This is a genomic window from Algibacter sp., assembly GCF_029245835.1.
Lineage (GTDB): Bacteria > Bacteroidota > Bacteroidia > Flavobacteriales > Flavobacteriaceae > Algibacter_B.
Map to the genome: position 1 here is coordinate 1 of NZ_JAQWOO010000069.1, position 25345 is coordinate 25345.

Annotated in this window: 22 protein-coding genes, 1 tRNA gene and 1 pseudogene; 9 read left to right on the plus strand and 15 right to left on the minus strand. The window is 32.4% G+C overall.

Going from position 1 to position 25345, the window contains the following annotated elements:
- The 4 genes and pseudogenes from P8K68_RS11040 to P8K68_RS11055 all read left to right on the plus strand — a co-directional run.
- Positions 1-123: pseudogene (locus P8K68_RS11040) on the plus strand (IS1595 family transposase); the annotation flags it as partial.
- Between the two features lie 91 nt (positions 124-214).
- Positions 215-288 (plus strand) — tRNA-Arg (locus P8K68_RS11045).
- 302 nt (positions 289-590) lie between these two features.
- The gene (locus P8K68_RS11050) at positions 591-1295 is read left to right on the plus strand and encodes a DUF4197 domain-containing protein (protein WP_300250824.1); all 705 of its coding nucleotides are present in this window, start codon (positions 591-593) and stop codon (positions 1293-1295) included.
- 82 nt (positions 1296-1377) lie between these two features.
- A complete protein-coding gene (locus P8K68_RS11055) occupies positions 1378-1527 on the plus strand; it encodes a hypothetical protein (RefSeq protein WP_300250827.1) in 150 nt (49 codons plus the stop codon).
- Here P8K68_RS11055 and pyrF read toward each other — a convergent pair.
- The 8 genes from pyrF to P8K68_RS11095 all read right to left on the minus strand — a co-directional run bounded on the left by pyrF (position 1520) and on the right by P8K68_RS11095 (position 11849).
- Complete coding sequence (gene pyrF / locus P8K68_RS11060) at positions 1520-2335, minus strand: orotidine-5'-phosphate decarboxylase (protein ID WP_300250830.1); 816 nt, start codon at positions 2333-2335, stop codon at positions 1520-1522. The genes P8K68_RS11055 and pyrF overlap by 8 nt on opposite strands.
- 89 nt (positions 2336-2424) lie before the next feature.
- On the minus strand, positions 2425-3501 hold the full coding sequence (gene prfA, locus P8K68_RS11065) for a peptide chain release factor 1 (protein ID WP_300250832.1): 1077 nt from the start codon (positions 3499-3501) through the stop codon (positions 2425-2427).
- Between the two features lie 459 nt (positions 3502-3960).
- Complete coding sequence (locus P8K68_RS11070) at positions 3961-6516, minus strand: adenosylcobalamin-dependent ribonucleoside-diphosphate reductase (protein ID WP_300250834.1); 2556 nt, start codon at positions 6514-6516, stop codon at positions 3961-3963.
- A 193-nt stretch (positions 6517-6709) separates the two neighbouring features.
- Entirely contained in the window at positions 6710-7669 is a 960-nt protein-coding gene (locus P8K68_RS11075; RefSeq protein WP_300250836.1) for a DUF3078 domain-containing protein, read from the minus strand.
- Positions 7670-7875: 206 nt separating this feature from the next.
- A complete protein-coding gene (locus P8K68_RS11080; RefSeq protein ID WP_300250838.1) occupies positions 7876-9054 on the minus strand; it encodes an AIR synthase related protein in 1179 nt (392 codons plus the stop codon).
- A 242-nt stretch (positions 9055-9296) separates the two neighbouring features.
- The gene (locus tag P8K68_RS11085) at positions 9297-10217 is read right to left on the minus strand and encodes a TIGR01777 family oxidoreductase (RefSeq protein WP_300250840.1); all 921 of its coding nucleotides are present in this window, start codon (positions 10215-10217) and stop codon (positions 9297-9299) included.
- A gap of 196 nt (positions 10218-10413) precedes the next feature.
- Positions 10414-11130, minus strand: coding sequence for a tRNA (5-methylaminomethyl-2-thiouridine)(34)-methyltransferase MnmD (gene mnmD / locus P8K68_RS11090; RefSeq protein ID WP_300250844.1), 717 nt, complete (start codon positions 11128-11130; stop codon positions 10414-10416).
- A 215-nt stretch (positions 11131-11345) separates the two neighbouring features.
- On the minus strand, positions 11346-11849 hold the full coding sequence (locus P8K68_RS11095) for a DUF4920 domain-containing protein (protein WP_300250846.1): 504 nt from the start codon (positions 11847-11849) through the stop codon (positions 11346-11348).
- 93 nt (positions 11850-11942) lie between these two features.
- Here P8K68_RS11095 and P8K68_RS11100 point away from each other — a divergent pair, with 93 nt between their 5' ends.
- Positions 11943-13010 carry a branched-chain amino acid aminotransferase gene (locus P8K68_RS11100; protein WP_300250848.1) on the plus strand — a complete coding sequence of 356 codons (1068 nt, stop codon included), beginning with the start codon at positions 11943-11945 and terminating at the stop codon, positions 13008-13010.
- 76 nt (positions 13011-13086) lie between these two features.
- On the opposite strand, the gene P8K68_RS11105 is transcribed toward P8K68_RS11100, so the two are convergent.
- Positions 13087-13473, minus strand: coding sequence for a nucleoside triphosphate pyrophosphohydrolase family protein (locus P8K68_RS11105; RefSeq protein ID WP_300250851.1), 387 nt, complete (start codon positions 13471-13473; stop codon positions 13087-13089).
- A 625-nt stretch (positions 13474-14098) separates the two neighbouring features.
- A complete protein-coding gene (locus tag P8K68_RS11115) occupies positions 14099-16138 on the minus strand; it encodes a dihydrofolate reductase (protein ID WP_300250857.1) in 2040 nt (679 codons plus the stop codon).
- A 186-nt stretch (positions 16139-16324) separates the two neighbouring features.
- On the opposite strand from P8K68_RS11115, the gene P8K68_RS11120 reads away from it, so the two are divergent.
- Complete coding sequence (locus tag P8K68_RS11120) at positions 16325-17344, plus strand: GyrI-like domain-containing protein (RefSeq protein WP_300250860.1); 1020 nt, start codon at positions 16325-16327, stop codon at positions 17342-17344.
- Between the two features lie 3 nt (positions 17345-17347).
- Entirely contained in the window at positions 17348-17713 is a 366-nt protein-coding gene (gene crcB / locus P8K68_RS11125; protein WP_300250862.1) for a fluoride efflux transporter CrcB, read from the plus strand.
- A 19-nt stretch (positions 17714-17732) separates the two neighbouring features.
- Here crcB and P8K68_RS11130 read toward each other — a convergent pair whose 3' ends face one another.
- The 3 genes from P8K68_RS11130 to P8K68_RS11140 form a co-directional block, all read right to left on the minus strand.
- A complete protein-coding gene (locus P8K68_RS11130; RefSeq protein WP_366143749.1) occupies positions 17733-18461 on the minus strand; it encodes a DUF1684 domain-containing protein in 729 nt (242 codons plus the stop codon).
- The gene (locus P8K68_RS11135) at positions 18461-18895 is read right to left on the minus strand and encodes a DUF4252 domain-containing protein (protein WP_300250865.1); all 435 of its coding nucleotides are present in this window, start codon (positions 18893-18895) and stop codon (positions 18461-18463) included. The genes P8K68_RS11130 and P8K68_RS11135 overlap by 1 nt, the downstream gene beginning before the upstream one ends.
- Before the next feature lie 177 nt (positions 18896-19072).
- Positions 19073-19516: an Lrp/AsnC family transcriptional regulator gene (locus tag P8K68_RS11140; RefSeq protein ID WP_300250868.1), complete on the minus strand. Its 444-nt coding sequence runs from the start codon at positions 19514-19516 to the stop codon at positions 19073-19075.
- Positions 19517-19639: 123 nt separating this feature from the next.
- On the opposite strand from P8K68_RS11140, the gene P8K68_RS11145 reads away from it, so the two are divergent.
- Positions 19640-20035 carry a hypothetical protein gene (locus tag P8K68_RS11145; RefSeq protein ID WP_300250871.1) on the plus strand — a complete coding sequence of 132 codons (396 nt, stop codon included), beginning with the start codon at positions 19640-19642 and terminating at the stop codon, positions 20033-20035.
- Between the two features lie 12 nt (positions 20036-20047).
- Here the strand turns inward: P8K68_RS11145 and P8K68_RS11150 are convergent, their stop codons facing one another.
- Both P8K68_RS11150 and P8K68_RS11155 read right to left on the minus strand, forming a co-directional pair.
- Positions 20048-20470, minus strand: a complete 423-nt coding sequence (locus P8K68_RS11150) for a hypothetical protein (protein ID WP_300250874.1) — start codon at positions 20468-20470, stop codon at positions 20048-20050.
- 160 nt (positions 20471-20630) lie between these two features.
- The gene (locus P8K68_RS11155) at positions 20631-24176 is read right to left on the minus strand and encodes a methylmalonyl-CoA mutase family protein (RefSeq protein WP_300250876.1); all 3546 of its coding nucleotides are present in this window, start codon (positions 24174-24176) and stop codon (positions 20631-20633) included.
- Positions 24177-24320: 144 nt separating this feature from the next.
- Here P8K68_RS11155 and purU point away from each other — a divergent pair, with 144 nt between their 5' ends.
- Positions 24321-25175: a formyltetrahydrofolate deformylase gene (purU, locus tag P8K68_RS11160; protein ID WP_300250879.1), complete on the plus strand. Its 855-nt coding sequence runs from the start codon at positions 24321-24323 to the stop codon at positions 25173-25175.
- The last annotated feature ends 170 nt before the right edge of the window (positions 25176-25345 follow it).

Consider the following 25345-nt stretch of genomic DNA (forward strand, 5'->3'; position numbering starts at 1 on the left):
CATAAAATTAAAGGAAAATATCTCCAATTATACTTAAATGAATTCGTCTATAAACTAAATCGTAGATATTTTGGAGACCAACTCTTCGATAGGCTTGTTATTGCTAATATCACAGGATTATGACTTATAACGGATATTCAATAAAAATTTTATTAAAATGAAATAAGATTTGGTGGTGTTTTAATAAAAAATGTATATTTGCACCCACAAAAAAGGCCTCGTGGCGCAACTGAATAGCGCACTTGATTACGGCTCAAGAGGTTACTGGTTTGAATCCAGTCGAGGTCACTAATGTTTATAAAGCTTTCAAGAAATTGAAGGCTTTTTTGTTTTTCAATTGCCTACAGAAATTGAACTAGAACTTATAAAACTGAATATTTTAGATAACTTAAAAAGCATATTATTAATAATAATAATAGCGCAATCTTATTAAATGTCATCATAAAATGTCATTAAGCTTGATGTTTTTTGTTTTGTATATTAATTACATAGTAAACACTGTACTCAAATAACATTTTAATAATTATAGTTTTAAATCAATCTTATTTTAGACTAAAATTTATCTTTGCGTAAATAATAAACCCAAATTAATGATACGTAAACTTTTAGCTATTTTTTTAATATTTAATATGACTTCTTGTGCAGAATTGCAGCAAGTAGTAAATCAATTACCACAAGGTGGTGTGCTTGGTAATGCAGAAATAGCATCTGGTTTGAGACAAGCATTAGATTTTGGTATTGATAAGCAAGTTACTAAACTAACGGAAGAAGATGGTTTTTTTAAAAATGAATTAGTTAAGATTTTATTACCTGAAGAGCTTCGTAAAGTTGATAAAGCATTACGTGATATTGGATTAAATAAATTGGCTGATGAAGGTTTGAAAGTTCTTAATAGAGCTGCTGAAGATGCTGTAAAAGAAGCAACCCCTATTTTTATTGAAGCTGTTAAAGGTATTACGTTTGATGACGCAAAAAATATTTTACTAGGTAATAATGATGCAGCTACACAATATTTAACTTCAAAAACTCAAGAGGCGCTCTATGCTAAATTTAATCCTGTAATAAAAAACTCGTTTAGTAAAGTTGGAGCAGATGAGATTTGGAATAATGTAATAAATAAATATAATAGTATTCCATTTACAAATAATGTAAACCCAGATTTAACAGATTATGTTACCGGTGAAGCATTAAAAGGTGTATACACTATGATTGCTGTTGAAGAGAAAGAAATAAGGACTAAAATATCTTCGAGGTCTACAGATTTGTTAAGAAAAGTCTTTGCTCTTCAAGATTAATATTTATTTAATAACTCTTTAGCTTTTTAATGACATCCAAATAGGATGTTTTGTACGTACTTTATATATAAAGATACACGTCATGAACCCACAATTTTGTAGAGTTGGGAAAATTAAGCCTAACCTTGGTAAATCAATTAGTTTAAAGGAAATAGAACGAAGAATAGCAAACTTTGTTGATGATATCAGTAAGATTGATTTCTCTGATGATTATCAAACAAATTCTATTTAGTTAAAATATTTTCCATTTCTATTTGAAGTTCTTCAGCTTTCGAGGTTGCTGCTTGCGCAAAATCTTTATCTAAAGCGGCGTAAATAATACCTCTTGAAGAATTAATTAATAGGCCAACGTTGTCGTTCATTCCATATTTACAAACCTCTTGTAAATTTCCGCCTTGAGCGCCAACACCAGGAACTAATAAAAAGCTATCAGGGATGATGTTTCTAATTGTTTTTAGATATTCAGCTTTTGTAGCGCCAACAACATACATTAAGTTCTTTGAGTTTTTCCATGATTTTGACGTTTCTAACACGTGCTTATAAACTTCTTTCCCATCAATTTCTTTCGTTTGAAAATCGAAAGCACCTTGATTAGATGTTAAAGCTAATAGAATGGTATGTTTGTTTTCAAAAGCTAAAAAAGGTTCTACAGAATCTTTTCCCATGTAAGGGGCAACTGTAACAGAATCGAATGCTAAATCTTCAAAGAATGCCTTGGCATACATGGTACTTGTATTTCCAATGTCACCACGTTTAGCATCAGCAATAGTAAAAATTTCTGGATGCTTCTCATTTATATAATGAATTGTTTTTTCTAAAGCTTGCCAACCTCTAATTCCATAGGCTTCGTAAAAAGCAGTATTTGGTTTGTAGGCTACGCATAAGTGATGTGTGGCATCAATTATAGCTTTATTAAAAGCAAAAATCGGGTCTTCTTCTTTTAAAAGGAATTTTGGGATTTTGTTTAAATCTACATCCAATCCAATACATAGAAAGGATTTCTTTTTTTTGATTTGATTTACTAGTTGGTTTGTTGTCACTTGATATATATTGTCATTCCTGTGAAGTTAGTCATCTATTATAATCTAATTGGATTTATGAGATTCCTAAACTTAACAGGGAAAGAGGGTTAAATTACATCATCACTCGCTTTTAACTTTTCAGTGTTTTCAGCTAATTGTAATTCATCAATTATTTTTTGAATATCGCCATTAACAATATTACTTAAATCGTAAAGCGTTAGCCCAATTCTGTGATCTGTAACACGTCCTTGAGGATAGTTGTAGGTTCTAATTTTAGCACTTCTGTCACCACTTGTTACCATGGTGCCACGTAATGCTGCGTCTTCCTCCATTTTTTTTGCTAACTCTAAATCATATAAACGAGAACGCAATACTTTAAAAGCTTTCTCTTTATTTTTATGCTGCGATTTTTGATCTTGACACTGTGCTACCAATCCTGTTGGGATATGCGTTAAACGTACCGCAGAATAAGTTGTATTTACAGACTGACCTCCAGGACCAGATGAACAGAAAAAATCAATTCTTACATCTTTAGGGTTTATTTCTACATCAAATTCTTCTGCTTCAGGAAACACCATAACTGTAGCAGCGCTAGTGTGCACACGTCCTTGAGTTTCGGTTTGTGGTACACGTTGTACACGGTGGACGCCAGCCTCAAACTTTAAAGTACCATAAACTTCCTCGCCAGAAACTTCAAACTGAATTTCTTTGAAACCTCCATTAGTTCCTTCGCTAAAGTCTACGGTATCAACTCGCCAACCTCTTCCTTCGCAGTATTTAGTATACATTCTGAATAAATCGCCTGCAAAAATACTGGCTTCATCTCCGCCTGTTCCTGCTCGTAATTCTACCACTGCATTTTTAGAGTCTTCAGGGTCTTTAGGTATTAATAATACTTTTATTTCTTCCTCAAGAGCAGGAATACCAGCTTTAGCTTCATCATATTGCATTTTGGCCATCTCAACCATTTCTGCATCACTTCCATCTGAAATAATCTCTTCAGCTTCAGCTAAATTGTTGGTGAGTTCTAAATATAACTCGCGCTTATCCATAAGTAATCGCAAGTCTTTGTATTCTCTATTTAGTGCAACATATCGTTTTTGATCTGTAATAATATCGGGTTGAATAATTAAATCGCTAACCTCATCAAAACGTTGTTTCACTATTTGTAATTTCTCTAACATCTGCCTTTTTTATTGGAAACCAAAAATACGATAATTTATGAATTTTCAATGATTAGATAACGCTCTTATGTGCTTAATAAGAAATATTCTTAAGCAAGCAGCGTTATTATAGATACTTATGAAGCAGCTATCATCTATATTCGTGTTTTATAGACCTTTTTTTATTTGGTCTTTAGTGATAAATATGTTGCTTTTATTTATAAAATTTGAAATCGTTGCCATACTTATTGTTAAGCTATTACTTATCTTTTTTTTATGGTATTTTTTAAGTGAAACACCTACAAAACGAAAACTTACTTGTTATAGGGAATTAGGGATTTCTACTTTAAAGGTATTTTTATTGGTGTTTGTTATTGATGCTGTTTTTTCGCTTCCTTTTCTTGTTGTTTTGAAAGAATTTGTATAGACAAAAAAAGGAAGCCACAACGACTTCCTTTCTACTTCAAATAAATTTATTTTTTAACCGCACTTAGAAGAACCACAATCTTTACAGGTTAAACAGCCTTCTTGGTAGATTAAATTTTCAGATTTACAATTATCGCAAGCTTGCCCTTTTGCTTTAGTTCCATCTGCAACATAGCGTTTTAAGGCTCTTACCACACCGTTTTTCCAGGTGTTAATAGATTCGCTATCTAATTGTAAGCTATTTATTAAATCAACAATTTTATCGATTGGCATTCCATGACGAAGCGTACTTGAAATAAGCTTTGCATAGTTCCAAAACTCTGGATTGAATTTATGAGACAATCCTTCAATAGTTGTTTTATAGCCTCTAGTGTTTTTATATTGAAAATCGTAGCGAGAACTTCCATCTTCATTTCTATTTTTAATAATAACACCTTTATTTACCCAGCGCGGAATTAAAATCCCATCTTCATCATCAGCAAGACCTGTAAATACTTCATAAGGCTTATCATCGATTAAACCGATAAAAGCAATCCATTTTTCTTTGCTATTTTGAAAACGAACTACATCTGCTTCCAAAACTGATGGGCGTTTTTTAGGAAAAGCAGTTAGCTTATCATCTTCTTTATCTTCTTTTTTGTCATCATTTGAAATAAGCACTCCAGAACGCGAACCATCTCTATAAACCGTTACGCCTTTACAGCCAACTTCCCAAGCTTTTAAATACAAATCGCCAACCAAATCTTCAGTAACATCATTTGGTAAATTTATTGTGACACTTATAGAATGATCGACCCATTTTTGAATAGCACCTTGCATGCTTACTTTACTCAGCCAATTTACATCATTAGAAGTGGCTTTGTAATAAGGTGACTTTTTAATTAATTTGTCAATTTCAGCTTGTGAAAAGTTTTTTGAACTATCAATACCGTTAACTTCCATCCATTGTTTAAAACGATGGTGAAAAACCACGTATTCTTCCCAAGAATCTCCAATTTCATCTACAAAATCTACACGAACATCTTTATCGTTTGGGTTTACTTTTCTTCTGCGTTTATAAACCGGCATGAAAACAGGTTCAATACCAGATGTAGTTTGCGTCATTAAACTTGTAGTTCCCGTAGGAGCAATGGTTAGTAGAGCAATATTACGTCTGCCATATTCAAGCATTTCATAATATAATTGACTATCGGCTTCTTTTAGTCTCAGAATAAATGGATTGTTTTTTTCGCGTTCGGCATCAAAAATTGAAAAGGCACCACGTTCTTTTGCTAAATGTACTGAAGATCTATAGGCTTCAATAGCAATAGTTTTATGAACCTCTAAAGAAAATGCATTACCAGCTTTACTACCATATTGAATACCTAAGGCAGCCAACATATCACCTTCAGCGGTTATACCTACACCTGTTCGTCTTCCTTCTTGAGCTTTTTGTTGAATGTTTAACCATAAATTACGTTCAGTTGCTTTTACTTCATCTAATTCTGGGTCTTCATCAATTTTCTTTAAGATTTCATCGATTTTTTCAAGTTCTAAATCGATAATATCATCCATAATACGTTGTGCTAAAGCGACATGTTTTTTGAATAAATCGAAATTGAATTTAGCGTGTGACGTAAATGGGTTTTCTACATAAGAAAATAGATTAATAGCTAGTAAGCGACAAGAATCGTAAGGGCATAAAGGAATTTCGCCGCATGGGTTTGTAGATACTGTTTTATAGCCTAAATCTGCGTAACAATCTGGTACCGATTCATTAATTATAGTATCCCAAAATAGAATTCCGGGTTCAGCAGATTTCCATGCGTTATGTACAATTTTTTTCCATAAAGAATTAGCGTCAATAGACTTAGTTACTTTTGGATTCTCACTGAATATTGGATATTTTTGGGTGTATTCTGTGCTGTTTTTAACAGCCTTCATAAAATTATCATCTATTCTAACGGAAACATTAGCACCTGTTACCTTTCCTTGCTCTAATTTAGCATTTATAAAATCTTCTGAATCGGGATGGTTAATAGATACTGAAAGCATAAGTGCCCCGCGTCTGCCATCTTGAGCAACTTCTCTTGTAGAATTGGAATAACGCTCCATAAAAGGTACAAGTCCTGTTGAGGTTAAAGCTGAATTTTTTACAGGAGACCCTTTTGGGCGTACATGAGATAAATCGTGTCCAACTCCACCACGACGCTTCATAAGTTGTACTTGCTCTTGGTCTATTTTCATGATGCCGCCATAAGAATCAGATTTTCCAGAGTTACCAATAACAAAGCAATTGGATAAAGAGCCTATTTGGAATGGATTTCCAATTCCTGCCATTGGGCTTCCTTGGGGGACAATATATTTAAAGTCTTTAATGACGTTGAAAATGTCATCTTCAGATAATGGATTGGCATACTTAGTTTCTACTCTAGCTATTTCTTTAGCAATACGCCTGTGCATGTCATTAGGTGTTAACTCATAAATATTACCCTCAGAATCTTTTAGGGCATATTTATTTAACCACACGCGAGCAGCTAAGTCATCATTTTTAAAATATTCTAGAGACGCATTAAAGGCATCTTCTGAAGTGTAGGTCTTGGATGTTTTTTTGGCAAGTTCAGTGTTCATTGATGTTTTAAGATTTTTTAGGTTGAATGGAATAATTTACGACTATAAATAAACCATAAATGTACAACTTAAAACATGATAAAAATCATAAAGTTTACAGTTAAACCATGTTAAATAACTGATTACAAGTATTTTATTAATTTATTAACATAAAAAAGTTAACAAATATTTTAAATGGATTTATTGGTGTTTTTTAGAAATCTACGGCAAAACCAACACCTAAAAATTGTTTCCATTGTACTTTCGCGCCAGCTTCATCAAACTCGCCCTCGATGTCGGATTGCGTTTGAGTTTTAACATCATCATCATAACGTAAATGAGAACCAAAAGTAGCCCTCACAAAAGAATTTACTTTAAAATCAAAATCTATTCTCCAATCTAAGTCTAGATTCCCAAAATTATTTATGTAATCAGAATAAATACTAACTTCATTTCTTAGATTAATATTTTCAATTACCTCCATTTGATAGCTATTAGTTATTAATACACCAAACTCTGTTCTTATTTTGTCGCCCGGAATAATAATATCGCCATTTATATCTAAAACTGCTGGATTAACCCCATAGGAGCCTGCGTTTGCCAAATCTTCGTCTAAAACAAAAGTTGTTTTTAAGGTGAGCGGAGAGAAGTAGAAAGATAATTGGTCTATGTTTTTGCCATACTCCATACCCGCTCCTAGAAACAAGTAACCCGGAGCAAGAAATTTAGAAATGGGTTCTGAGACATTTGGATAATTAAAACCGTTAGTAAGTTGGGTTCTAAAATTTACTCTAGCCGAAAAAAACCAATTTGATAAACTATCTGGCTTAAAACCTAGATTTGAATTTATTTCAAATATATCGTCTGTTTTTCTTGTTTCTCTGCCTTGCTGCCGGTTTATTCCATAACTAAGGTTTACATTGTTTTTCCAATTGAAAAATTTATCTTTATAATTAAGTGAAGAGAATATGGCAGCTAAACCTGAAATAGAGTTGCTACCACCAGCGTTCCAATTTGTAAAGGATACTTGACTAATATCTACTGTTCCTTTGTTTTTTTGACTCCATTGAGGGCCCGTATATTTTTGTTCTTTCTCTTTTATAAAAAGTGAATCGGGCTGCGCATTTGAAAATTGAAAGCAAAGACAAACTATAAATAATAGTAAATACTTCATGTTTGTATTAGGTTGTTTGTGAAGTTTTATGTTTCATCAAAAATTATTCCATTTAGGATGAAAAAATAAAAATGAAGTATTTTATTTAGGCTAATTTGTAAAAGAGTCATTTATAGGTATTAAAAAACTTCATTAGAATCCCAATGTTTAGGGAATAACAATTTCAAACTAAACCTCAATGCTGCGCTTTGAAGAATTATTTTCAATCAATAATTAAACTCTCCAAACTCTGATTTTATTGTAAGCTTTTTTGTTTTTGAAGGATGTACACTTCCGATAATTTTTGCATCAACATTAAAAGCCTTTGAAATTTCAATTATGCTTTCTGCAACTTCTGGTGTAACATACAATTCCATTCTGTGTCCACAATTAAAAACTTGATACATTTCTTTCCAATCTGTTTTTGATTGTTCTTGTATCAATTTGAATAGAGGAGGGATAGGGAACATATTATCTTTTATAATATGAAACTCGTCTACAAAATGAAGAATTTTTGTTTGCGCTCCACCTGAACAATGTACCATACCATGAATGGTTTCACTATTATATTTTGAAAGGATTTTTTTGATAATTGGCGCATAGGTTCTTGTTGGAGATAATACTAACTTACCAGCGTCAATAGGGGAGTCTTCAACAGGATCTGTTAATTTTACACTTCCAGAATACACTAAGTCTTCGGGAACTGAAGCATCAAAACTTTCAGGGTATTTTTTAGCTAAATACTTGTTGAATACATCATGACGTGCAGAAGTTAATCCATTACTTCCCATACCTCCGTTGTATTGTTTTTCGTAAGATGCTTTTCCGAAACTTTCTAATCCTACAATAACATCCCCAGCTTTTATATTGGCGTTATTTATAACATCAGTACGTTTCATTCTTGCTGTAACCGTAGAATCAACAATTATGGTTCTAACCAAATCGCCAACATCAGCAGTTTCTCCGCCTGTAGAATGTATGGTTACTCCAAACGATTTTAAATCTTCAAGCAGTTCTTCTGTGCCATTAATAATGGCTGAAAGTACCTCACCAGGGATTAAGTTTTTATTTCTTCCTATGGTTGAAGACAGCATGATATTATCTGTGGCACCAACACAAAGTAAATCGTCAATATTCATGATTAAAGCATCTTGAGCAATGCCTTTCCAAACTGAAATATCACCAGTTTCTTTCCAATACATATAGGCTAGAGATGATTTTGTTCCAGCGCCATCGGCATGCATAATTAAGCAATAATCGTCGTCATTAGTTAAATAATCCGGTACTATTTTACAGAATGCTTTAGGAAATAAACCTTTATCTATATTCTTAATGGCATTGTGAACATCTTCTTTTGATGCAGATACACCACGTTGTGCATATCGTTTTGAAACTTCTTGACTCATAATGTTGTATTGTGATGCAAAGAAAAGGAATATTTTAAAAATTAATAGGTAAAAATAGAAATATGAAAGGTGTTTTATTAACGAGTTTTTAACCAATTAAACGTAGGGAATTTTTCGAAGTTGCATTGGTTAATTGAATGTTAATGCTTCTTTTTTGTTCCTTCGGATAAACACTTAAATGTATTAAAAGAAACTACAGTCGTTTAAAGCTTCATATAACACATGGAAGCGCTTTTATTAACTTATTTAAGGACAGTAGAGCCCAACAAATTCTCCAAAGCCGGTTCTAAATAATTATATTCAAAGTTAAACCCTTTGTTTTCGATGTTTTTAGAACTCACACGTTGGCTTTCAAACAATAAACTATGCATCTCGCCTAAAACCAATTTCATAAAAAACTTAGGGATGTTTGGCATAAACAATGGTTTTTTTAAAATATTTGCTGCGGTTTTAGTTAATTCTGTATTAGAAACTGGATTTGGTGCAACGCCATTGTAAACTCCAGTTATTTCTTTTTCCAAAACATATAAAAAAAGGTTTGCTAAATCGTGAATATGAATCCATGATTGCCATTGCTTTCCGGTACCAAAAGCGGAACCCAATCCATATTTTATGGGTTTAACAATTTCTTTTAATGCGCCACCTTTATCTGATAAAACTAAACCTATTCTAATTTTTGAGACAGTAATATCTAACTTTGAAAATTCATCGACTGCTTGTTCCCAAACAGAAACGACTTGTCCTAAAAAAGAGGAGCTTATTTCGTTATGAGTTTGGTCGTAATAATTGGTTAATGAATCTGGATAAATTCCAATTGCACTGGCTGAAATAACTTGTTTTACTTGATGATTTATTCCTTTAAGAGTTTCTACCAATAAAGCAGTGGTTTCCGTTCTGCTGGATACAATTTCTTTTTTATAGCTAGAAGTCCAACGTTTTGAAACGGTTGCTCCTGCTAAATGAATAATAGCATCTACAGCGGTAAAACAATTTGTATCAATTTCCTTTGCTTTCGGATTCCAATAGAAGCCCTTGTAATTTTCGTCTTGTACAATTTTGGATTTACTTGTAGTTAAGTAGTTTACTTTTATGTCTTTTTCATGACAAAGCTTAACAATTTCCTGACCAATTAATCCTGTTGCTCCTGTTATTAAAACACGCATTTTCTTTTTTTTGTAAAGTTACAAAAACGCTTAAAGGGTTTGTTAAAGTTTATATTAGGTTTAACAGTATGGAAGTTGCTGATTAACCATTGCTAAAAGTGGCAAATTGAAATAAATAATGAGATTACCACGTCGCACACTTCTCGCAATAACAATTCAAAACTATTTTATAGCTCGTAACATTTAGCTCTAAATATTATTGGTTTGGAATCGCTGAATGCTTCGTGGCTCTAAGCATTTCACGTTTTCCTGGTGGCCCAGGAAGTCTTTCTACAGTAAAGCCAACGGCTTGCATAGCTCTTCGAACGCTTCCTTTTGCAGAATAGGTGACTAATATACCTTCAGGTTTTAAAGCTTTATACATGATTTTAAATATGGTTTCTGTCCATAATTCGGGTTGCACTCTGGCTCCGAATGCATCAAAATAGATGAGGTTATACGTTGCAGTATCATTAATCTCTGAAAAGAATTTTTTTTGTTTTATTAATTTGAAATTATCATTTATTTGATGTCTTTCTTCCCAAGGTATACTATGGATTTTTTTAAAAAAAACTTTGCTGTTTTCGGTACGAAGTTCTTCAGTGTAGTTTAAAGCTTGTATTTCATCTTCTGAAATTGGATAGGCTTCTACGCCATTATAATAGATATTTAATGCTCGTTTTTTTGATTCTATAAGTGTTATGAATGCATTTAATCCTGTACCAAAACCTATTTCTAGGATATTAAGAGGGTTTTTTACCTTTCGATTGCGGTCAAGGAGATATTCTTGGTTGTAAAAATGATGCAAACCATGCTTAATAAATACATGATAGGCTTCTTGTATGGCGCCATGTTTTGAATGGTACTGCTCATTCCACTCTGGAATATGTATGGTCGATGATCCGTCTGCGGTGATGATTATTTCACGTTTCATGTGGTATTGTATTAGCGTTGAAAGGGTCTTGATTTTTGCGTTAGGGGTTGAAGCGGCATCCTTTTTTTTATTAAGAAGTTATGAATTTTAATTTAAACTTATAGTTAACAGCAAGCTACGACATTTGTTCTGGCGATGACGTTAAAAAAAGATATAGCGGAAAACCCGACCCTTGTGGTAACGCCCAAAACTTAAAAAAAATGAATACGTTTATTTTATTGGGCTACTAAAACACCATCGGCTTCGAAAGTATATGTTCTTTTTGGTTCGGTAATACTTGCTATTTCTTCAGCAGATTTCCCTGCGTCTTCGGCATAATGACGCTGCTCGTCTACAGATACTTCTTCAACAAAAGCCTTTCCGTTTACAATAACATTTTTTCCTTTAATATCTTTTGGAACAAAAAAACCGTAGTCTTTAAATTTTACCATAACCTCGTTTTCATCATCTAATTTTAATCGCATCCAACAGCCTTTGGCTTGACAAACTTCATTTACTTCTGCAATTATTTTTGAGTTTATACTATCGCCTGCATTCATGGTTTTATAATGTGCAACCATAGAATTTCCTGCTATAGCATCGTTAGTAATAATTTCTTTACCGAATGTCGCATATTCTATATTCTCAACTTTTACTTGATTTTCTGTTGATTCGTGTGTTTTATTTTTACAAGAATTTAACATTAAAACGCAGATAATTACTAAGGTAATTGACTTCATGTTACAAATATTTCAATTTTAAACGATTTATGTAAATATACCGCTTTTTTAAAAACGTTTTTAGTTAAATTTGTACTAGTAAAAAAGCAAACTATGAATACGATAATCAACGATATAGAGATTATAAAGGCTAAAACCTCTAAAATCAACGACGTAGATTTTGATAATTTAAAATTCGGACATGTTTTTTCTGATCACATGTTAGAATGTAATTTTAAAGATGGTAAATGGCAAGCGCCTAAGGTGATGCCATATCAACCTATTGTTTTAGATCCGTCGGCTAAAATTTTTCATTACGGGCAATCTATTTTTGAAGGTATGAAGGCCTATAAAGATGCTGATGAGAAGGTCTGGTTATTTCGTCCTTTAGATAATTTTAAACGTTTGAATATTTCAGCAAAACGATTGGCTATTCCTGAACTGCCTGAGTCTTATTTTATAGATGGTTTGAAAGCGTTGTTAGAAACTGATAAAGATTGGATTCCTAAAAAAGATGGGAGTTCGTTATATATAAGACCTTTTGTATTTGCTTCTGGAAATGGGTTTCATGCCTCACCAGCCGATGAATATAAATTTATAATTTGTACGGCACCTTCTGGAGCTTATTTTGCTGGAGAAATTAGGGTTTTAATTGAAGAAAAATACTCGCGTTCTGCAAATGGCGGTGTTGGTTTTGCTAAAGCTGGTGGTAATTATGCTGGACAGTTTTACCCAACGCAATTAGCTATTGATAAAGGCTATCAGCAAGTTATTTGGACGGATGATAACACACATGAATATATTGAAGAAGCTGGTGCGATGAATATATTTATTCGTATTAATGATACGTTAATTACCGGACCAACAAGTGATAGAATTCTTGATGGTATTACACGTAAGAGTATTATTGAGCTCGCTAAAGCGGAAGGTATTCATGTAGAAGTTAGAAAAATATCGGTTTCTGAAGTTGTTGAAGCATCTAAAAAAGGGGTTCTTAAAGAAATGTTTGGCGCAGGAACTGCAGCTGTAATTTCGCCTATCTCTGGATTTGGATATCAGGGTGCTGATTATGAATTACCGAAACTTAAAGATACTTACGCTAGTTTCTTAAAAAAACGTATTACTGATATACAAACTAATAAAGCTGAAGACCCATTTGGATGGCGTTATGCTGTAAAATAATTTTAAAAAAAAGAGAAGCCGTTTTTGCTTCTCTTTTTTATATAAGATTCTTAAAATAAATTTAAATAATAAAAAACTATTTATCTAAAATAGACTGAATATTTGGTTTAAAATAATTAGGTCCTTTTAATACTTTTCCGTCTTCACGATAAATAGGTTTTCCATCAGCCCCTAATTTACTCATATTACTGCGCTGTATTTCTTCAAAAACTTCTTCAATTTTATGTTGCATACCATGTTCTATAATGGTACCACATAAAATGTATAGCATATCGCCTAAAGCATCGGCAACTTCAACTAAATCATTATTGTTTGCGGCATCAAGATATTCTTCGTTTTCTTCTCGCATTAATTTGTAACGCAACATGTTTTTTGCTAAACCTAAATCTGCCTTTGGTGCTTCTCTATGACCTATTTTGAAAGCGGTATGAAATGCTTTTACGGCTTCAATTTTATTTTTCATCTAATAAGTGTATTTTTTCATTTCCCTGAAGAAGGAAATCTTTTGTAATTGATTAAATTTGCATAAAAGTAACTATATGTTTAGTAAAGGTCAAATCATTTTCGGAATTATATTCTTTATTGTCTTCTCCATTATAATTGCCTACACCTACAGAAAAGATTTAAAAATCCACAAACGTTTTTATGCTGGTAGCGTTTGGGTTTTAATTGCCTTTATTGCTTTTATATTGTTTATTGCTGCTATTAAATTTTTCTTTAAGTAATTAAGCTGACTATAAATAGTATCTGTACCAGCTTTTTTGTGGCAATAATTATTTTGGTATTAACTTAAATAATATTATTTAATCTTAAGCCATATTTGACTTTGAAGCTGATACCTAGAAATTCCCATAAAATTCTAAAAAAAACTAACGGAAACAAAAATAAATTTAACCTTTGACGCAACCTTTTTTAAAACCATGCATCTACTAAATAACTAAACCAGACTAAGAATGAATTTTATATTAATCGTAAGTGCACTAGTTGTCGTTAATTTAATACTATTAGTATTTAGTGTAAACAAAAAAACAGAACCTTGATTTAAGATTCTGTTTTCAGTATTATTGCTACTCACTATTTTTTTTTACTTAATTCACGTCTGGCAAAAAACTATATTCCTTACTGTAATTTAGCATTTGTCCAGCAAAAGATTCTGGTCGTGTAACTTTTATAGATTTTATTACGCCTTCATTATTTTTCACTGCTACCAACACTGGATTCACAAATCCATTATAAGGTGCAGATTTAAATTGCTTATTTCTCTCTAATACATTAACATGAACGGCCTGGTCTACTTTTACACCATACCCCTCAACTAAGGCTTCAACAGCAGCAAAATCTCCTTCAGATTTTATGCGTTGGGTTTCTCTTAATAACTCACCAAAAAGCTCACGAAGTTTCGGGTAATCATTTATATTGAAATACGTTTTTCCATCTCTGGTTACTTTTTCAATAACGTTATTTGCTTTTCCTTTTTCAAAAACCCATGCCGATACCCATTGTCTGTTTCGCATGTGCGCTTCTTCAACATCATCGCCCAAATTTAAACGAATTAACTGCATCATTAAACCATTACGGATATAACCATCATATGTAGCCTTTCCGACAGCCTGCCAGTCTTCAACTAAGCCTAATTCTTGAAGTTTTGGATGATACAAATAATATAAAGCGACTAAATCAGCTCGCCCTTCTTCTAATGTAGAAGCGTAATTTTTAAGCGTTTCTTTGGTCTCACCTACGCCAGGATTTAATTGTCCTGATGCATGACCAATTACTTCATGCAAAGCAGTATGTAACTTATCTCCTAGCTGACCGTATTTTTCTTCTAACTCATACTCCTCGTCATCGTGTACAAATTCTTTTAAACGTTCTGAGCTCGTTGCATTATTATAGGCATGAGTAATGTTTCCTAGCGATACTGACTTACTTCCTACCGACGCGCGAATCCAATTGGCGTTAGGTAAATTAACTCCAATTGGGGTACTAGGGGATGCATCTCCCGATTCTCCAGCCACATTGACAACTTTATAAGTTACGCCTACTACATTTTTCTTTTTATGGGCATCCATTAAAGTGGAGTTATCTTCAAACCATTGGGCGTTGTCTGCCACAACCTTCATTTTTTGAGACATATCAAAATCATTAATCTGCACAATTGTTTCATAAGAGCCACTATAACCTAACGGGTCATTATAAACTTCAATAAAACTATTTATATAATCAATATTCCCAGTTGTACTAGCAGTCCATGCCACATTATAATCATCCCAAGTTTGTAAATCTCCTGTTTTGTAATATTTAATAAGTAGCCCTAATGCATTTCCTTGAGCTTCATTTTCAGCAACTTTTTTTGCTAATTCCAACCATGTAATAATTTCGTCAATAGCTTCGCCATATAATCCACCAGACTTATAAACGCGTTCTTTTAATACCCCATTTTCTTTTACTAATTGCGCGTTTAAACCAAATGATAAAGGCTTTTCAGGATTTGGTGATTTCTTGGCTTTATAAAAACGTTCAACATCAGCATTAGTAACATTAGGACCATAAAAATTAACTGCCGAAAGTGCTACATTATCAACGTTTTTAGCTTGATTTACTTTCTTAGAATCCTCATCATTAAATAAAACTTCAAATGGCTCACCTTCTAATACTGTATTTGTAGCTTGTAGCAATGTTTTTAAATATTCAGAAGAAAACTCTGGTTTTATTTTATCATTTGAATAGTGATGATGAATGCCATTACTAAACCAAATACGCTTTAAATAAGTTTCAAAGGCTTTCCAATCGACTGAAGATTTATCACCTTCATAATTCGTATAGATGTTTTCTAGTGCTTTTCTGATTTTTAAATTATGTCTGTAATTTTGATCCCACATAATATCTCTTCCAGATAAACCTGCCTGTACCAGATAATAAACTAACTTTTGTTCTTTTAAGGTGAGTAACTCCCAACCTGGGATCTGATATCGTAATACTTTAATGTCTGCAAATTGCTCCAAATTATAATCAAATGAAACGGTTTCAGTAGAAGCCATCACATCATTACTTTTTTCAGATTTTTCATTTCCACATGATAATAATACAGCGGTAATGCATACTAAATTTAGGATTGACTTTAATTTCATTGCTTAAACTATATTTTAATTATTTAATAAAAAAACACTCAAAAAAGGCAAAAAATTATTGAATTACTTGAAAAAACAATTTTTAACTATTGATAATTGAATTTGAGTTGAACAAATGTAATAATTTATTAATCAAAAAATTAAAAATGATTATATTTGATTGATAAAATCTTTCAATCCATTTAAATGAAAGCATTAAAATATATTTTATTCTTATTATTGATTGCTATTATTGGGTTAGCCATTTATATTGCTATCCAGCCAAACGAATTTGAGGTAAGCAGAACGAGAACTATAAAAGCACCTGCAGCGGTAGTTTATGATAATGTAATTGATTTTAAAAACTGGGAAGCTTGGTCGGCTTGGGTTGAAGCTAATCCTGATATGAAAATTTTACTTTCAGAGCAAACTAAAGGTATTGATGGCTCATATTCTTGGGAGGATAAAGATGGTATTGGAACCATGAAAACGATTGATGCTACTCCAAACAAATCTATAAAACAAGAAATGCAATTTGCAGACTTTCCTTCATCAGATGTTATTTGGAATTTCAAACCAAATAAAGATGGTTCTACAGATGCAACATGGACTATTTCTGGTAATGATTTGCCTTTTGGGTTTAAAGCTTTTTCTACTTTTATGGGGGGCATGGAAAAACAAATTGCACCCTATTATGAACGTAGTTTAGAAAAATTAGACAGTATTGTTCAAGAAAGCATGAAAGTTTATACCATTAATATTGGTGGTGTAACAGAATATGGTGGCGGATTTTATATGTATAAAACAACTTCTGCAACTAGTGCTAATATTAGCCAAATAATTGGAAAGCAATTTGGAGAAATTATGAGTTATATGTCTCAAAATCAAGTTAAATCTCATGGCATGCCTTTCACGATATACAATGAAATGAATAATGACAATGGTAGCGTTATTATGAGCAATGCTATTCCTGTAAGGGATAAAGTAATTGTTGATAGAACTAGCGAAGTTTTATGCGGATACATACCAAAAACAAAAGTTTTAAAAACCACTTTAAAAGGAAATTATAGCAACTTACCAAATGCTTGGGAAGCTACTATGGCTTATCTTGCTAACAACGGTCTTGAGCAATCTGCTTTAAAACCTTTTGAAATTTATACTAACGACCCCGGTAATAATCCTAACCCTGCAGATTGGATTACCGAAATCTATATCCCTATAAAATAGTAAATGAAAAATGTATTATTAGTTTTTTTGGGAGGTGGTTTTGGTAGTGTATTACGCTATATTATAGGAAAATACTTAAACAATGCTGAAGCAGGTATTCCTTACGGTACATTTGTAGCTAATATTTTGGGTAGTTTACTTATTGGTATTATACTAGGTTATGCGGCTAAAAACAGTTCAATATCTCAAAGTCAAACGTTACTATTAGCCACAGGGTTTTGCGGTGGTTTTACTACCTTTTCTACGTTTGCCTATGAAAATCACGTTTTTTTAAAGTCGGGTGATTTTACAAGTTTTGCAGTTTATACTATTGCTAGTTTTGTAATTGGTTTTTTAGCTGTTTTTGCGGGGATGTATTTAGTTAAATAACTCACTAACTTTAAAAAGTTTAATGTTTACCAAAAGCCTTAACGCCAGCTTTAACTCTAGTTTTTAAATAATTTATTCTAGGTACAATGGGGCAAGAATATTTATTGTTATAAGCACAATAGGGGTTGTAAGCTTTATTGAAGTCAATTATCATGGTATCTCCTTCAGGGATTTTAGCATCTATATAACGTCCGCCACCATAACTTTCTAGTCCATTAGTTTCATCTAAGAAGGGGAGAAATAAATAATTTTCGTAACCTTCTTTTTCAATTAATTCTTGATTTTGGTATATGCTTAATTTAAAGTTTTCTCCTTTTAAATTAAAAGTTAATTCGCCATATTTTAAATACATAGGAGTTCTATCTGTTGTGGTTTTCATCTTAAAAGGCTGCTCATTTGAGGTTCTTTTGAAATTAGCTTTCACCAAGTAAACAGAATCAAACCTAAAAAAATCTAAGCCTTCAAAATTTTTTCTATCTTTTTCTGTTAATGGCGATTTACTGGCGTCTTTATAATCGGCATTAATTTCCTTTTGAAATTCGGTTTCACCTCTTATAATTCGTTTCTTTTGAGTACAACTTGTAAATAGCATAAATAATACAAGTAATAATGACAATAGCGTCTTACTTATTGTTGGCTGAGATGCCCGCGTTAGGGATTGATTGGCATGTTTGAAATCCCCGACGTAGGAGGGATTGAGTAGAGAAAGCCCGACCCCTTGTGGGTAACGCCCAAATAATTTATTCATTAGTTTTCTGGATTAAATGAAGGGTTCAAATTTGTTTGATAGGCTTGAATTAGGTTATTAGAGAAACTATTAAACGTATCTTCATCAGCAAATGATTTAATCTTTTTAGGGTCAAAATTACCTTGTAAATAATAGGCGGTAGTTTCGTTTTCTGTGCTACTAAAAATAATAGCATCAGTAACAATAGCACCTAACTCTATTACTGAAATAATTCGTGTTTTATCTATTTCGTTTTTCCTGGTTACATCCGTAAATCCTTTATTAGTAATAGCGTTCATTTCTGTAATAAGGCTTTGACGTTTTAATGCACTAACGTTTTTAAATTTTATATATTTAAAATCTGAGATATTACCAATAGCATGTTTAACTTCTGGTGAAATATTACTTAAAACAGCTTTCATAAAATTAGGTACTTGAAAGGATGTTGTTCCCATATCTGCCTTATGATTATTAAAAAAAATTTGAAAACTACTCCCGCAGGAAATGAGCAAAAAACTTAGACTTATTACTAAAATTATTTTCTTCATCATAAAAAATTATTATTTTAAAAATACAAGTAAAATTGGATTTCTTTTAAGCTAAATGGGAATGTAAAATTCATATTTAAAAGCCTATTTTATTGGAATTACTTCTTTCTGTTTAACTACTCTAGATAAAACAATTTGTGTTTTTGATTCTCCGTAACTAATAAGTTGATCTATAAAAGCTTCAAGATGTTTTTGGTTTTTTAAAACCACTTCCATTACTATATTTTCATCTCCAGTAATACGGTAACAATTAATAACTTCATCATATGTTTTTACTTTTTCTAAAAAGGGCTTTAGTTTTCCCATAAAAGCACGTAACGTAATTATAGCTTTTAATTGATACCCAATTTCAAAAGGCGATACAATGGTTTTATAACCTTCTATAATACCTAAATCTTCCATTTTTTTAATACGCTCTGAGACAGCCGGTGAACTTATGCCTACTTGCCTTCCTATTTCAGCATTAGAAAGTCTAGCATTTTGTTGTAAACACTTTAAAATCTTGCTGTTAATCGAATCTACAATCATTTAAAAGAAAATTAGCTTAAATAAATTAAAAATTAAAGCAAATATACGTTTTTACTTTAAAACCTAAAGTTGAATCTCATTTCTTGTGAGTAATTTTGATTAAATTGCTTAGAGAATTAGATTATGTTACACAATACCCCATCAAATCTATCGGATTTACCGGTTTATCAAAAGGCATTAGAGATTTTTGCCTTGTCTCAAAACATATCTATGTATTTAAATCATGATCTATCTAGTTTGAAATCAGATGGTTCTGAAGATGTTGATATTTATTTTTCTGGAGATATTATTCAGCAATCTGTATCCTTAGTTCCTGAAATTATGAATGCAGAGCTTGAACGCTATTCTGATAAAAAGCATAAGCATGTTGATTCCCTTAAGCGTCTTACAAATAAACTTTACAAAAACTCTTATAGGTTGGAACGTTCTAATAGTAATGGGAAAGATTTTTTACCTATTCTTCGTAGTGAATTAAAAAAATTCAAGAAGCTTCAAAAAACTTGGATGCTTACTTTATAATAGTTTACTAAATTAAATTTTGTCGAATTTTTGTCCACAACCTTCTATACATAGATACCAAAGTACTAAATCTCCACTTACTGGTAAATCAAAATAAACTCTAGCAGAACGAGAATTGCAGGTATATGGAATAATTTCTCCATCATGTTGTGAATCAGAATCAGTGATTATTGTGAAGGTTCCTATTTCTTTATTGCCTACTTCAGAAGATAAAAAGCATAAAACTCCATTTATTTCAACAGTACCATCACTAAAAAATTCTATCACTCTATCACTCTCTATGGGTTCAAAATCACCACTTCCATCACCGGGATCTGAATATTGTTCTATGAGTTTCCATTTTCCAATTAGTTCAGTTTTATCATTTGGTTTGCTATCATCTGATGAGCAACTAGATATAAAAACAATTAAAAATATGAATAAGTAGATTTTCATTTTGAGAGGATTTGTTTCAATTAATAGATGAGTAGATATAGAAATGGTTGCGTGGAGTAGGGGTATAATAATTACAAATGGGTTAAATTAATAAAATCCCGAAGTACTTTCGCGATAAGCGATTCGCACAGTCCGATTTTTAACCGGGATGATTCACTGCTTACATATTTCTACGATATTGCCCACCTACTTCAAACAATGCATTTGTAATTTGCCCTAATGAGCATACTTTACAAACCTCCATTAAAGCTTCAAATATATTTTCGTTGTTAATAGCTTTATGTTGAAGCACTTTCAATAATTCGTCTGTATCATTTGCCTTGTGAAGGTTTTCTAGGGTTTTAATTTGAAATTCTTTTTCTTCCTCTGTAGCTCTTATAACTTCCGCAGGTAAAACTGTTGGCGATCCTTTACTGCTTAAAAATGTATTGACTCCAATAATTGGAAACTTTCCATTATGCTTTAAAGTTTCATAATATAAACTCTCTTCTTGAATTTTAGAACGTTGATACATGGTTTCCATAGCGCCTAAAACACCGCCGCGTTCGGTAATTCTATCAAATTCTAATAAAACAGCTTCTTCAACCAAATCAGTTAATTCTTCAATGATGAACGACCCTTGAATTGGGTTTTCGTTTTTAGCCAATCCTAATTCTTTATTGATGATGAGTTGAATGGCCATGGCACGACGAACAGATTCCTCTGTTGGTGTTGTTATCGCTTCATCGTAAGCATTTGTGTGCAGTGAGTTGCAGTTATCGTATATAGCATATAAAGCTTGTAATGTGGTGCGAATATCGTTGAAATCAATTTCTTGAGCATGTAAACTACGTCCTGATGTTTGAATATGATATTTAAGCATCTGTGCTCTGGCATTTGCCCCATATTTCTGCTTCATGGCTTTAGCCCAAATTTTTCGAGCAACACGACCTATAACGGCATATTCTGGATCGATTCCATTTGAGAAAAAGAATGATAAGTTTGGACCAAATTTATTGATATCCATACCTCTGCTTAAATAATATTCCACGTAAGTGAAACCATTTGATAAGGTTAATGCTATTTGGGTTATTGGGTTAGCTCCAGCTTCTGCGATATGATAACCAGAAATAGACACTGAATAAAAATTACGTACATTATTTTCTATGAAGTATTCCTGAACATCACCCATTAAACGCAATGCGAATTCAGTAGAAAAAATACATGTGTTTTGTGCCTGATCTTCTTTTAAAATATCTGCTTGAACCGTTCCTCGAACTTGAGCAATGGTCTTTGTTTTAATTTTTGAATATATAGTTTCTGGTAATACTTGGTCTCCTGTAACGCCTAAAAGCATTAATCCCAAACCATTATTTCCCTCAGGGAAATCACCATTATACTCAGGACGTACTTTCCCTTTATAAAGCTTCGTTATTTTAGCTTCAACTTCTTTTTCTAATGCGTTTTCTTTAATGTAAATCTCGCATTGTTGGTCTATGGCTGCATTCATAAAAAAACCTAGCAACATTGCTGCTGGTCCATTAATCGTCATACTTACCGAGGTCATTACATCTGCTAAATCAAAACCAGAGTAGAGTTTTTTAGCATCATCTAAACAACAAATAGATACGCCTGCATTACCAATTTTCCCATAAATATCCGGACGATAATCGGGGTCGTTACCGTAAAGCGTTACACTATCAAAAGCAGTTGATAAACGTTTAGCTGGCAAACCTGCACTCACATAATGAAAACGTTTATTTGTGCGTTCTGGTCCGCCTTCACCCGCAAACATACGCGCAGGGTCTTCACCTGTTCTTTTAAATGGGTATAATCCAGCGGTATAAGGAAATTCTCCAGGAACATTCTCTTGCAAACACCATCTTAAAATATCACCCCAAGCTTGATATTTTGGAAGTGCGACTTTAGGAATCTGAGTGTGCGATAAAGATTCTGTATGGGTTTCTATTTTAATTTCTTTATCTCTAACCTTGAAAGAATAAATAGGGTTCTTGTATTTATTTACTTTGTCGCTCCAGCCTGTAATAACTTCCCAATTATAGGGGTCTAAATCAAGCTTAACTCTATCAAATTCTTTGATAAGTAATTCTAAAAACTGTTTTGAACCGTCATCTTTAAGATGATTCAATATCTCATCTTCGTTTAATCTTAATTTCCCAATAAAAGACCTTTCGACGGAGTTTATACTGAGCGGAGACGAAGTACTCAAGGTAACATTCGAAACAGAACAAATAGTTTTAAAAATTCCATAAAGCTTTTGTGCCACTTCAACTTGTTCATCAGCCTTTTTATCATATGCTCTATTGCTTTCGGCTATCTCAGATAAATAACGTGTTCTAGAAGGTGGAATGACAAAAATCTTTTCGCTCATTTCATTTGAAATGGTAAATGTCGATTTTAAATCAGAACCTGTTTTTTCGACTAATTTATCCATAACCGCTTTATAAAGCGTGTTCATTCCTGGGTCGTTAAATTGAGATGCTATAGTTCCAAAAACTGGTAAGTCATCTTGGTGTACATCCCAAAGGTTATTATTGCGCATGTATTGTTTTTTTACATCACGCAATGCATCCAATGCCCCTCTTTTATCAAACTTATTTATAGCCACTAAATCTGCAAAATCAAGCATATCAATCTTTTCCAATTGTGTAGCTGCGCCAAACTCTGGAGTCATTACATAGAGAGACACATCAGAATGTTCTATAATTTCAGTATCAGATTGTCCTATACCAGAAGTTTCTAAAATAATTAAATCGTATTCTGCAGCTTTCAAAACTTCAACCGCTTCATTTACGTGTTTTGATAAAGCTAAATTAGATTGGCGGGTTGCTAAACTTCTCATATAAACCCTTGAGTTGTTTATAGAATTCATTCTAATCCTATCGCCCAATAATGCACCTCCTGTTTTTCTTTTAGAAGGATCAACCGAGATAATTCCAACTGTTTTTTCTGGGAAATCTATTAAAAAACGCCTTACTAATTCGTCAACCAAACTTGATTTACCTGCGCCGCCTGTGCCAGTTATACCTAGAATAGGGGAAGCCCCTCCTAGCGTCCCCAAAGGGTAGGAACTCTCACTCAATTCTGAAAAAATAGTCTCAAATGCCCTTGGATTATTTTCTGCTAAAGAAATTAATCTTGCAATGGTTCTTACTTCTTTATTTTTTAAACTTTCTAAAACTTTTTCATTACTCATTTTTATTAACCATGAGTCATCTTCATTACAAACTTTTCCTGTTTGTGTTTTCTCTCCTTTTCGGAGATTAAGAGGGGTTTCAGACGTTTTAACCAAGTCATTAATCATGCCTTGTAAACCCATTTCACGACCATCATCTGGCGAATAGATTCTAGAAATCCCGTAATCCATCAAATCTTTTATTTCCGAGGGTAAAATGACACCTCCACCACCGCCAAAAATCTTAATATGTTCTGAATCTCTTTCTTTCAAAAGGTCATACATATATTTAAAATATTCATTGTGCCCGCCTTGATAAGAGGTTAAACAAATCGCATTTACGTCTTCTTGAATCGCAGTATTTACAACTTCTTCAACACTTCTATCATGTCCTAAATGTATCACTTCAACACCAGTTGCTTGAATTATTCTGCGCATAATATTAATTGATGCATCATGTCCATCAAAAAGTGATGCAGCAGTAACTATTCTAACTTTATGTTTTGGCTTGTAGGGCGCTTGTTGGTTCATTCGTAATGATTGTTGAATTTTAGTATTGCAATTTACGAAATATTCAAAAAAATAAGCTATTTGTGAAATATTATATAAAATTTAATTCACAACCTGCTCTTGTATCTTTTTTAAACTAATTTTAGCATCGAATAATGACTACTTATGAATAAGATTACAATTTTAATACACTGTAAAGACAGGCCAAATATTATTGCTTCTGTGACTAATTTTATAGCAAATGAAGGTGGAAATATTGTTTATATAGATCAGCATGTTGATAGAGAACAAGATATCTTTTTTATGCGATTGGAAAGTGAATTTATTTCAGAATCTTTTTCTACAAACAACTTTAAATCTGTTTTTGAAAGTGACCTAGCTAATAAATTTGAAATGAAATGGCGAATTTATTCCTCTAAAAAGAAGCCTAAAATGGCGTTATTTATCTCAAAGTATGACCATTGTTTATATGATTTACTTGGTCGGTATAATTCTGGAGAGCTTAATTTAGAAATTCCTTTTATCATATCGAATCATTTAGATTTAAAACCTATTGCTGATAGTTTTAAAATTCCTTTTTATCATATACCAGTAACAAAAGATACTAAGGAAGAAGCAGAAAACAAGCAACTAGAGTTACTTAAAAAGTATCATATTGACTTTATTGTTTTGGCTAGATATATGCAAATAGTATCAAGCAAACTCATTAATAAATACCCAAATAAAATAATAAATATTCATCATTCTTTTTTACCTGCTTTTGTGGGTGCAAAACCCTACCATTCTGCTTTTAAAAGAGGTGTGAAAATTATTGGAGCCACTAGCCACTATGTCACTGAAGAACTTGATGCTGGACCGATAATAGAACAAGATGTAACTCGGGTAACCCATGCTCATTCTATTTCAGATTTAATTGCAAAAGGAAGAGATTTAGAGAAAATTGTTTTAGCTAATGCTGTTAAGCTTCACGCCGATAGAAAAGTGATGGTTTTTAATAATAAAACGGTTATTTTTTCTTAACTCATATTTTCAAAAAAAAAATATAAAAAATCAATCCTGTCCTAAATAAATTTTAGGCACACTAACATTCACCATTTTACTGATTTTATCCTTTGTTTTATTGTTTTTTCAAAAAAGAACCCCCTGTATGTATTTATCTGGCGGAGGTTGCTCTTTCGCAAAAGGATTAT

Excerpts from the sequence above, each read along its gene's own strand:
- P8K68_RS11050 (WP_300250824.1), top strand. The coding sequence starts at position 591 with ATGATACGTAAACTTTTAGCTATTTTTTTAATATTTAATATGACTTCT.
- P8K68_RS11055 (WP_300250827.1), top strand. The coding sequence starts at position 1,378 with ATGAACCCACAATTTTGTAGAGTTGGGAAAATTAAGCCTAACCTTGGT.
- prfA (WP_300250832.1), bottom strand. The coding sequence starts at position 3,501 with ATGTTAGAGAAATTACAAATAGTGAAACAACGTTTTGATGAGGTTAGC.
- P8K68_RS11070 (WP_300250834.1), bottom strand. The coding sequence starts at position 6,516 with ATGAACACTGAACTTGCCAAAAAAACATCCAAGACCTACACTTCAGAA.
- P8K68_RS11075 (WP_300250836.1), bottom strand. The coding sequence starts at position 7,669 with ATGAAGTATTTACTATTATTTATAGTTTGTCTTTGCTTTCAATTTTCA.
- P8K68_RS11080 (WP_300250838.1), bottom strand. The coding sequence starts at position 9,054 with ATGAGTCAAGAAGTTTCAAAACGATATGCACAACGTGGTGTATCTGCA.
- P8K68_RS11085 (WP_300250840.1), bottom strand. The coding sequence starts at position 10,217 with ATGCGTGTTTTAATAACAGGAGCAACAGGATTAATTGGTCAGGAAATT.
- mnmD (WP_300250844.1), bottom strand. The coding sequence starts at position 11,130 with ATGAAACGTGAAATAATCATCACCGCAGACGGATCATCGACCATACAT.
- P8K68_RS11095 (WP_300250846.1), bottom strand. The coding sequence starts at position 11,849 with ATGAAGTCAATTACCTTAGTAATTATCTGCGTTTTAATGTTAAATTCT.
- P8K68_RS11100 (WP_300250848.1), top strand. The coding sequence starts at position 11,943 with ATGAATACGATAATCAACGATATAGAGATTATAAAGGCTAAAACCTCT.
- P8K68_RS11105 (WP_300250851.1), bottom strand. The coding sequence starts at position 13,473 with ATGAAAAATAAAATTGAAGCCGTAAAAGCATTTCATACCGCTTTCAAA.
- P8K68_RS11115 (WP_300250857.1), bottom strand. The coding sequence starts at position 16,138 with ATGAAATTAAAGTCAATCCTAAATTTAGTATGCATTACCGCTGTATTA.
- P8K68_RS11120 (WP_300250860.1), top strand. The coding sequence starts at position 16,325 with ATGAAAGCATTAAAATATATTTTATTCTTATTATTGATTGCTATTATT.
- crcB (WP_300250862.1), top strand. The coding sequence starts at position 17,348 with ATGAAAAATGTATTATTAGTTTTTTTGGGAGGTGGTTTTGGTAGTGTA.
- P8K68_RS11130 (WP_366143749.1), bottom strand. The coding sequence starts at position 18,461 with ATGAATAAATTATTTGGGCGTTACCCACAAGGGGTCGGGCTTTCTCTA.
- P8K68_RS11135 (WP_300250865.1), bottom strand. The coding sequence starts at position 18,895 with ATGGGAACAACATCCTTTCAAGTACCTAATTTTATGAAAGCTGTTTTA.
- P8K68_RS11140 (WP_300250868.1), bottom strand. The coding sequence starts at position 19,516 with ATGATTGTAGATTCGATTAACAGCAAGATTTTAAAGTGTTTACAACAA.
- P8K68_RS11145 (WP_300250871.1), top strand. The coding sequence starts at position 19,640 with ATGTTACACAATACCCCATCAAATCTATCGGATTTACCGGTTTATCAA.
- P8K68_RS11150 (WP_300250874.1), bottom strand. The coding sequence starts at position 20,470 with ATGAAAATCTACTTATTCATATTTTTAATTGTTTTTATATCTAGTTGC.
- P8K68_RS11155 (WP_300250876.1), bottom strand. The coding sequence starts at position 24,176 with ATGAACCAACAAGCGCCCTACAAGCCAAAACATAAAGTTAGAATAGTT.
- purU (WP_300250879.1), top strand. The coding sequence starts at position 24,321 with ATGAATAAGATTACAATTTTAATACACTGTAAAGACAGGCCAAATATT.